This is a genomic window from Oleiphilus sp. HI0061 (assembly GCF_001635675.1).
In genome coordinates this window covers 1-8,260 of record NZ_LWFE01001066.1, presented here as the reverse complement: position 1 = coordinate 8,260, position 8,260 = coordinate 1, and the positions used below count along the sequence as shown (strand labels likewise).

Here is an 8,260-nt window from a genome sequence, read left to right as displayed (position 1 = left end):
GGAAAGCTATACTCTGACAGGCTCTCAAGTGCTGCATTGGAGAGCTTTGCGTCTGTGACGCCACAGTCCCGGGCTATCTTTTCCAGGAAATAGTCTGCGAGTAAGGAAACGTCTTCTTTGCGTTCCCTGAGCGAGGGTACATCGAGTTTGATGACATTAATTCGATAAAACAAATCTTGCCTGAAGCTGCCATCTTCAACGAGTTTGGCCAGGTCTTTATGGGTGGCGCTAAGAATTCGGACGTTAACTTGAACCTCTTCCTGTTCACCAACAGGCCGGATTCGCTTTTCCTGAATTGCACGTAAGAGCTTCACCTGCATTTCAAGAGGTAGGTCGGCGACTTCATCTAAAAATAGAGTGCCGCCGTCAGCTGCCCGAAATAGCCCGGATTTATCTTCGATTGCTCCACTAAAGCTACCTTTTTTGTGGCCAAAGAATTCACTCTCTACCAGCTCACTAGGAATAGCCCCACAGTTGACCGGGACAAAGCGGCCGGTACTAGCGCGAGGGCTGTTTTGATGAATCATTTTAGCGACCAGCTCTTTACCGCTACCTGACTCACCAGAAATATAAATTGGAGCTTGGCTACGTGCCAGTTTATCGATCTGTTTGTTGAGCTTCTGAATGGCTTTTGTTTTGCCTTTTATGTGCTCGGGTTGAGTGCTAGAGGGACTTTCGTTTGCCTTACGTTTTGATAACTCTAATGCGCTGGTCACCAGCCCTCGTAGCTGATTAAGGTCAACAGGCTTTGAAATAAAATCAAAAGCACCAGCCTTAAGGGCACTGATGGCTGTTTCGACGTTGCCGTACGCGGTAATCATGGCAACGGGCATATCGGGATGATTTTTTTGTATGAACGACACGAGATCAATGCCGTTGCCATCAGGCAAATTCATATCGGTGAGACAAAGGTCAAAGCTTTGTTCACTTAGGTAGGCCTTGGCGTCCATGATTGTCGCACTGCTACAGGTGTCTATCCCCATACGCATGAGTGTGATTTCTAACAGCTCTCGAATATCAGGTTCATCGTCGATAATTAAGGCGCGTTGCTTGGTCATATATTGAGTCTTGTCTGTCGCTTAGAAAGCATTAAGAAGAATAAGCCTATTGTTAAACAATTCGCTTGTGGTGAGCAAATACAATTCGAAAGCACGCACCAAGCTTAAGGTCTTTAAGAGCCTGATAAGCCTTATTGTCTAGTCGATGGTTATCAAACTTCCAATGCTGATGAAATTCGGTACTGGCCGGGTTGATATAGTCCAGATGAGCTTGGTTTGCTTCGCAGATTTCTCGTGATAAATACAAACCAAGTCCTGTGCCCTGAGATTCAGTGGTGAAGAATGGTTCAAATAAATGATGGGAGTTCTCTTCAGAGACTCCTTCACCCTGATCGATTACTTCGATATAGGCTTGGCCATCCTTTGTGGTTTTGGATAGCAATATAAATAACTGTGCGCTGCAATCTGACTTTAAGCCATGCCTAAGCCCATTGTCGATCAGGTTGATAAACACTTGCTCCATTTGGCTTGGGTCAAAGCGTGCTGTTGCGTCTTTGTCTGCAAGTATAATATTAATTCTGTCTGATGAGTGCAGGTGCCCTTTATATTCGCCGACGATTTTATCAATCCAGTTGGCCAAGGTGATGTCTTCAACTTCTGGCTCTGTTCGACGACTAAGTTGCAGAGTGTTTTCAATGATCTGATTTACACGCTTTGAGTGACGCTGGATGATATCCGTCATCTTATGGTCTGCCGGGTCAAGGTTTTCAGACTCAGCCAGGAGTTGTGTTGCGTGGCTAATTGCTCCTAATGGGTTTCTAACTTCATGCGCTATACTTGCGGTTAAGCGACCGAGAGAGGCCAGTTTCATATGTTGAGCTTGTTGCGCAGTCTTGCGAGTATCATCTAAAAAAACCAGGATGTCAGACTCTGCTTCATTTTGTAAGCGAGAGAAATTTGCCTGAACCAAAGGTTTTTCCTGGCTGACTCGAAAGGGAGTTGTACGTACGCCGGGTGCTTCTTTCCATAATGTTAGCCTATCAGCAATCAAGGAAGGTAAGGGCTGCTTTTCCGCCAGGCTGACTAAATCCAGGCAGGCATGGTTGATTAATTTAACCTCGCCTTGCTCACTACAGACGATAATACCTGTTCTCATGCTCTGGATAATCTGGTGGTTAAGCTTTTCCAGCTTTCTTAAATCTTGCTCTTGTTGTTTAAGTAAAGATTCATTTTCCGAAATCTTGATCGACAAATATTGGAGTATATAGGCACTCGCAAAGTACATGCAGCCAATCAGACCTGTCCGCGGGACATCGGAAAGTGAATTGAAGCCGTTAAGGAAGCGCTCACCCTCAATTAAAATAGTAAGCAGTGTGGCCCAGGCAGCGAATGAAAGTCCTATCCGTCCTCGAATAATGATATTACCTGCGGCGACACTGATAATGATCAGGTTAGCCAAACCACCAGAGATACCCGAGGCAAAATAGAACAAGGCATGCAAGAGCAGTATATCGAGAAGTAATGTAATAAAAATTTGCTTGGGGTGAGCGTCGATGAGAAAGCGAAATGCGAGTAGCCAAAAGAGGTTCAGCCCTAAATAAATTGGCGTAAGCGCCTCAAATATTAGAGGTGAGCGAAATTCTTGTACCACGCTGTGTTGCGATATTGATATTCCAAATAGCAGAATACTGACAACGACTCGATAAAAGTTATAGTAATTAAAAAGAGACTGGCTTTGCGGGGAGGTTTCCATAAACTTGGTTCTTGGGTCGTACTTATTCTGGTGTGGTAGGGGCGCCCGGATTGTTCCAGAGCTTTACCTGATTTCTGCCGTTATTCTTAGCTTCATACATTGCAATATCGGCACGCGTGACGAGCTCGTCAGCAGTCTTGGGGGACTTTTGAGATAAGCTGGATACACCAAAACTTGCAGTAAACTCGATAATATTGCCGTTTGATTCGAAGGCAGAGTTTGAAAATTCTTGGCATAGGGTGTTGGCAACATGCTCAGCTTCATTCAATGAGGTATCAACAAGCAAAATAATAAATTCTTCACCTCCGTAGCGCGCGATGATATCGCCTGAACGTGTGATAGTGTTTTTTAGAATTACTGCGGCATGGCGGAGGCATTCGTCTCCAGTTTTATGCCCATAGTTATCATTGATCGATTTGAAACGATCTAAATCGCATAATATGACAGACAACTCGCGGCGGTGCCGTTCAGCTCTTTTTAGCTCGATATGCAGGCGTGATTCAAAGTGCCGGCGATTGAATAGAGTGGTCAAGGAGTCGGTTGTAGAGGCTAACTCCAGGCGATTATTTGCTTGCTCAAGCTCGGTGAGCGCTCGTTGCATGGATTGAGTCCGCTCACGGACTTTGGACTCTAGCTGGGCATTGATAGTGGTTTGTGTTTCCAATAATTGCTCTTGCGACTCTCGTAGCCTCTTTTCACTTGAAAGTACAGATTCCTGGGCGAGAATGCGCATTTCTTTTTCACGGTTTATTCGGTTGGCTAGAGCAAGAGAAAGCAGGGATACCAAAAATAGAACACCAATTTGCCCTGCATTATTGGTAAAGAAATTGGCCGTCACGAGCCCGAATTTAACCGCGCCTAATGTACCAATCCCCAAGAAAGTTGTGGTCCAGGCGAGGCAGTAGTAGCGAGCATCAGAATGTCCCCGGAACAAAGCGATATACCCGAGTAGCATTGACATGGTGCAATTGATTAAAGCAAGAGCGCTGTTTAGACGTATCGTAATGCTATATGAAATGATAAAGGTCAGCACAAATGAGATGCTGGACACGACTGCTAAAGCTTGTGCAATGCGATAAGCTTTTGGGTTGGTTTCTTTGAGCTTTAAAAACTCAATAATCAGCACTAAAACGGTAATATTACAACCGCCGATAAAAACGGATATCGCGTAGCTATTCCATTCTAGAGCCTCTGGCCATAGATAGGCAAAGCCATAACCCTTTAGGCTTATTTGAAAGAGCAAGTAACTGAAAACGAAAAGAACATAGTAGAAATAGCTCATTTCCCTGATAGAGAAAAATAGCAATAAATTATAGATGACCATGATGCCGATGACGCCTGCCCAGATACCTTGCATCAGGTGGTCGTCAGAAGAAAATTTGGCATGACTCTCGGTGTCCCAGAGTATTAATGGTGCTTCGATAGTTCCCGCGGAAGCGATTCGCATGACGAACTCATTGCTTCCTTTGTTCAGTGTATACGGTAAAACAAAGTTTTGATGGCTTATTGGTCTTTGCTCAAAGGGATAGGTGTCACCGACTACATGCTGAGCAACAACTTGCCCTTTATTTACTTGATATAGTTCTACCTTATCCAGAAAAGGAATGGCTAGCTCTAGGTAAACATCGCTGGGCTTGTTGCTTGGGTTATCAATTCTAAACTTAAACCAAAAAGCTGAGTTGGTGAAGCCAAAGTTTGGGGAGGCTCGTTGTATGTGCTTCCATGCGTGTGTTTTATTTAGAATTGTATTAATACTATGGCGATGCTCCTCATCCTCTAAGTAGAGCATTTTTGAGCCTATCGGAATGCCTTGGCTTTTACCTGGTGTGTAAATTGTTGTGGGTGTAATACTCTGGTTAGGCGTAATGAAGCGGGTTTGGTCTGTTATCGATAAATTATCAGCATGAGCGCAGGTCACTGACATGAGTGCAATAATAAGCAAGCAGCAGCTAAAAGAACGCTTTATCAAATCCCTAATCTGGGGGCACATGGATGAGAGCACTAACAAACCTTGAACTAATGGCGAAAGAGTTGGACTGAAAAGGTCGTAATTTCCAGTTGATCTTTAAAAGTATAGGGCAAGTTGAGTGCTTGTCACGTTGACCAAGGATAAATCAACGTGACGAAGTTGGTATTCGTGGGATCTTACGTCTAAAGCGCTAGATCGATCTGAACAGGGCAATGGTCAGAACCCATAATATCGTTGAGAATATCGGCGGCTTTGATGTTGTCGCGCAAGCTTTGGGAGGCGAGGAAGTAATCAATCCTCCAGCCTACGTTCTTCGCACGGGCGCCGGCTCGATAGCTCCACCAACTATATTTGACGGTTTCAGGGTTTAGTTCTCGGTAAGTGTCTATAAAACCAGACGCAACGTAGCGGTCTAAACCGTCAATTTCTGCCTGCGTGTAGCCAGCACTTTTATTGTAGTTGGGCTTGGGACGGGCCAGGTCGATGTCTTTGTGCGCAACATTCAGGTCGCCACATAAGATAACTGGCTTGCTTTCTTCGAGTTTCTTTAAATAATCATTGAAGTCTTTGTCCCACTCTTGACGATAAGGCAAACGTTTAAGCTCACTACCAGAGTTTGGGGTGTAGACAGTAACCAAGTAAAAGCCGTCATACTCAGCAGCAATCACTCGACCTTCCTGATCGTGCTCTTCAATTCCCATATCGTATTGGACAGAAATAGGTGCGTGTTTGGTCAGAATAGCTGTGCCTGAGTAGCCTTTCTTCTCGGCAGAGTTACAGTAGATATGATAGCCCTCAAGATCTTTAAGTGCTTCCATCACCTGATCATCCTGGGCTTTGGTTTCTTGCAAGCATAGAACATCTGTTTCCATAGATTCGAGAGAGGAGAGAAAGTCTTTCTTCATCACCGCTCGAATACCGTTAACATTCCAAGAAACCAATCGCATTATAAAACCTCTCTTTAAATCAAATAACGTACACCAATTAATGCTCGCTAGAGCAGACGTACAGAAACGAGGGAGAGAGTTTAGTGAAAAAGGTTAAGGAAGAACAGGCTTAGGCACGATTTCGCAAATGACAGGTCAGTGGGTTCGCCGTAATTTGGTGTACACGAACCACCCTGTTATGGTGGTGAGGGAGTGTGGGGCCTTATAGGGTGCGCACTGCGCACCGCTAGTCGTGGCAAGGAGGCCTAGGGCGCTACGAGCCGCTGGCCTCATTAATGTCAGTCACATTCTGAGGATTGCTCAATTCCTCTAGAACTTCTGGTTTGCCCTTACATGCTTGAATAATCAGCTCCTTATGCTTGGCAAGTAAGAGGCCAAAGGATTCTGCTTGAGCTTCATCTACACCCGCTATTTGGCTTTCAATTAAGGTCGTAAATTGCTCACCAAGCTCTAGCATTTTGTCGTGAGCGTCTGCATCTTTTTTGTTTTCAAACATGGCACCGTCCCGATCACATTTCCACATTGCAATGACTGGCATGACTCTTCTCCATCAAGCGATTATCAATTTAACTGTATATTAATACAGTATCGGGTTTAGTCAACCATTGTTTTTTGAACTTTTTGCTGCCATGGTGTTCTTAAGAGAATATTAGGGGCAGGTTGCGACCCTAATATTCTTTTAAGAACTTATGTTGCAGAAGAAACCATTTATGAACAAAGTCTTTTTATACTCTAGCTATTTTATCTTCGTCTTATTCGGGTTTAATGCATATGCTGAGGGAGAGAATACTGTCTCAATTGGAAAGTTTTCTGAATGGGGGCTGGAGGAATGGGAGTCGGTCGAATTCAATGATGAAACCTCTTATCGTTTGAAAGACGAAAGTGATAATCCCAAACTGAAGGTTTTGCATGCAATTAGTCAAGCTTCTGCTTCGGGTATGTTCAAGAAAATGAAAGTGAATATACAGAAGACTCCCTTTTTAAATTGGCGCTGGAAGGTCAATAAACCCTTAGCGAGTTTGCCTGAAGAAACGAAGCAAGGCGATGACTATGCTGCGAGAATCTATGTAGTCGTTTCTGATGGCTGGTTTTTCTGGCAAACCAAGGCCTTGAATTATGTCTGGTCGAGCCGGGAAGATGCGCCAGCAAGTTGGCCCAATGCTTATGCGCCTGACAACACTCTGATGATACCCTTACGAAATAATAGCGACGGCGCAGGGCAGTGGCATATAGAAAAACGAAATATTCAGGAAGATCTGAAAGCCTGGCTCGGCAAATCCTATGACGAAGTTGAGGCGATTGCGATTATGACTGATGCCGATGACTCCGGGTCGAATGCCGAAGCTGAATACGGTGATATATTCTTTTCGGAACGGTGATAGGGATTTCACGGATGGTCAAGTTGCTGAAATCCTGCAGTCTTAAAAACGCGCCATTCCCGTAGTCTTAAAGACGCGTCATTCCCGCAGTGTGTTAAGCGGGAATCCATTTTGCTTGATGCGCCGTGCTAGGTATCATGGATCCCGGCTGAAGAGCACACCGGGATGACGATAGTGCACCCTAATGCCAAACAACCGCTTGGCGTGCTTCATACCAATCATCCAAATGAGGCTTGTAACTCGACTCAATAACATCTCGCTTCATCTTCATCGTCGGTGTTAGGTGCCCGCTGGCGATGCTCCACTCATCACTGACAATCGTCACGAACTTGATATGCTCATGAGGGTCAAGTGTAGAGTTTACGTCCTTGATTAAAGATTGAAAGCTAGAGGCAAGCTCTGCTTTAAAGTCATCACAGCTTGTTTTTTTGGCCGATGATTCGGCTAATACTACCAATGCGTGAGGTTGTGGGTACTCAGCGCCCGATACACAAACCATCTCAATGTCTTGATGGCCAATAATCTTATTCTCTATTGGCGCTGGCGCAACGTATTTACCTTTACTGGTTTTAAATATTTCTTTGGTTCGTCCGGTAATCTTAAGGCGTTTAAGTTCATCAATTTCACCACGATCCCCGGTTTTCAAATAGCCATCTTCAGTGAACTCAGCCTTGGTTTTCGCCTCATCCTTGTAGTAACCCATCATCAGGGTAGGGCTCTTGATTTGAATTTCACCTTGCTCACTGATTCGACAATCAACACCAGGTAAAGGTTCACCTACGTAACCAAGGCAACTTCTGCCTGGCTGGGACATATGAGAATAACCAAAGTTTTCAGACATGCCGTAGCCTTCGAGGAGTTCAAGACCAAGCTTTTGGTACCAGGCAATCGTATCTTGACTTAGTGGTGCAGAGCCACTCGCAGCATAGCGTACATCCTGCAGACCAAGCGTCTTCAATACGCGTTTTTTCATATAGCCTGACAGTAAAGGAATCTTCATCAAACGATCGAGCTTTTGTTTTGGCATCTTGGCAAAGACACCTGTCTGGAATATTGTCCAAATTCGAGGAACCGCCAGGAACAAGGTAGGGTTTGCTCGGTTCAAGTCAGCGACAAAGGTATCGAGTTTGTCGGCGAAAAATAATTGAAAGCCAACAGATATAGAGGCCATTTCGACTACAAAACGCTCCATCACGTGTGCCAAAGGAAGGTAA

General features: G+C 44.7%; 7 protein-coding genes. 1 reads left to right on the top strand and 6 read right to left on the bottom strand.

Annotated elements, in window-relative coordinates:
• From A3735_RS14670 to A3735_RS14650, 5 genes are all read right to left on the bottom strand, one after another.
• The coding region (locus tag A3735_RS14670; RefSeq protein ID WP_068638202.1) for a sigma-54 dependent transcriptional regulator at positions 1-1,058 on the bottom strand (1,058 nt) is incomplete at its 3' end.
• Positions 1,059-1,110: 52 nt separating this feature from the next.
• Positions 1,111-2,751 (bottom strand): PAS domain-containing sensor histidine kinase, encoded by a 1,641-nt coding sequence (locus A3735_RS14665; RefSeq protein ID WP_068512252.1) that lies wholly within the window; start codon positions 2,749-2,751, stop codon positions 1,111-1,113.
• 22 nt (positions 2,752-2,773) lie between these two features.
• On the bottom strand, positions 2,774-4,720 hold the full coding sequence (locus A3735_RS14660; RefSeq protein WP_197469783.1) for a diguanylate cyclase: 1,947 nt from the start codon (positions 4,718-4,720) through the stop codon (positions 2,774-2,776).
• A gap of 182 nt (positions 4,721-4,902) precedes the next feature.
• A complete protein-coding gene (locus A3735_RS14655; protein WP_068508849.1) occupies positions 4,903-5,667 on the bottom strand; it encodes an exodeoxyribonuclease III in 765 nt (254 codons plus the stop codon).
• 253 nt (positions 5,668-5,920) lie between these two features.
• Entirely contained in the window at positions 5,921-6,205 is a 285-nt protein-coding gene (locus A3735_RS14650) for a YebG family protein (RefSeq protein ID WP_068508847.1), read from the bottom strand.
• A 172-nt stretch (positions 6,206-6,377) separates the two neighbouring features.
• Here A3735_RS14650 and A3735_RS14645 point away from each other — a divergent pair, with 172 nt between their 5' ends.
• Positions 6,378-7,046 carry a DUF3047 domain-containing protein gene (locus tag A3735_RS14645; protein ID WP_197469663.1) on the top strand — a complete coding sequence of 223 codons (669 nt, stop codon included), beginning with the start codon at positions 6,378-6,380 and terminating at the stop codon, positions 7,044-7,046.
• Between the two features lie 181 nt (positions 7,047-7,227).
• Here A3735_RS14645 and A3735_RS14640 read toward each other — a convergent pair.
• A partial coding sequence (locus A3735_RS14640) for an AMP-binding protein (RefSeq protein WP_156499682.1) occupies positions 7,228-8,260 on the bottom strand: 1,033 nt, incomplete at its 5' end.

What these genes read in the sequence shown, in the direction of transcription:
- A3735_RS14645 (WP_197469663.1), top strand. Translation starts at nt 6,378, where the DNA reads ATGAACAAAGTCTTTTTATACTCTAGCTATTTTATCTTCGTCTTATTC.
- A3735_RS14655 (WP_068508849.1), bottom strand. Translation starts at nt 5,667, where the DNA reads ATGCGATTGGTTTCTTGGAATGTTAACGGTATTCGAGCGGTGATGAAG.
- A3735_RS14650 (WP_068508847.1), bottom strand. Translation starts at nt 6,205, where the DNA reads ATGCCAGTCATTGCAATGTGGAAATGTGATCGGGACGGTGCCATGTTT.
- A3735_RS14665 (WP_068512252.1), bottom strand. Translation starts at nt 2,751, where the DNA reads ATGGAAACCTCCCCGCAAAGCCAGTCTCTTTTTAATTACTATAACTTT.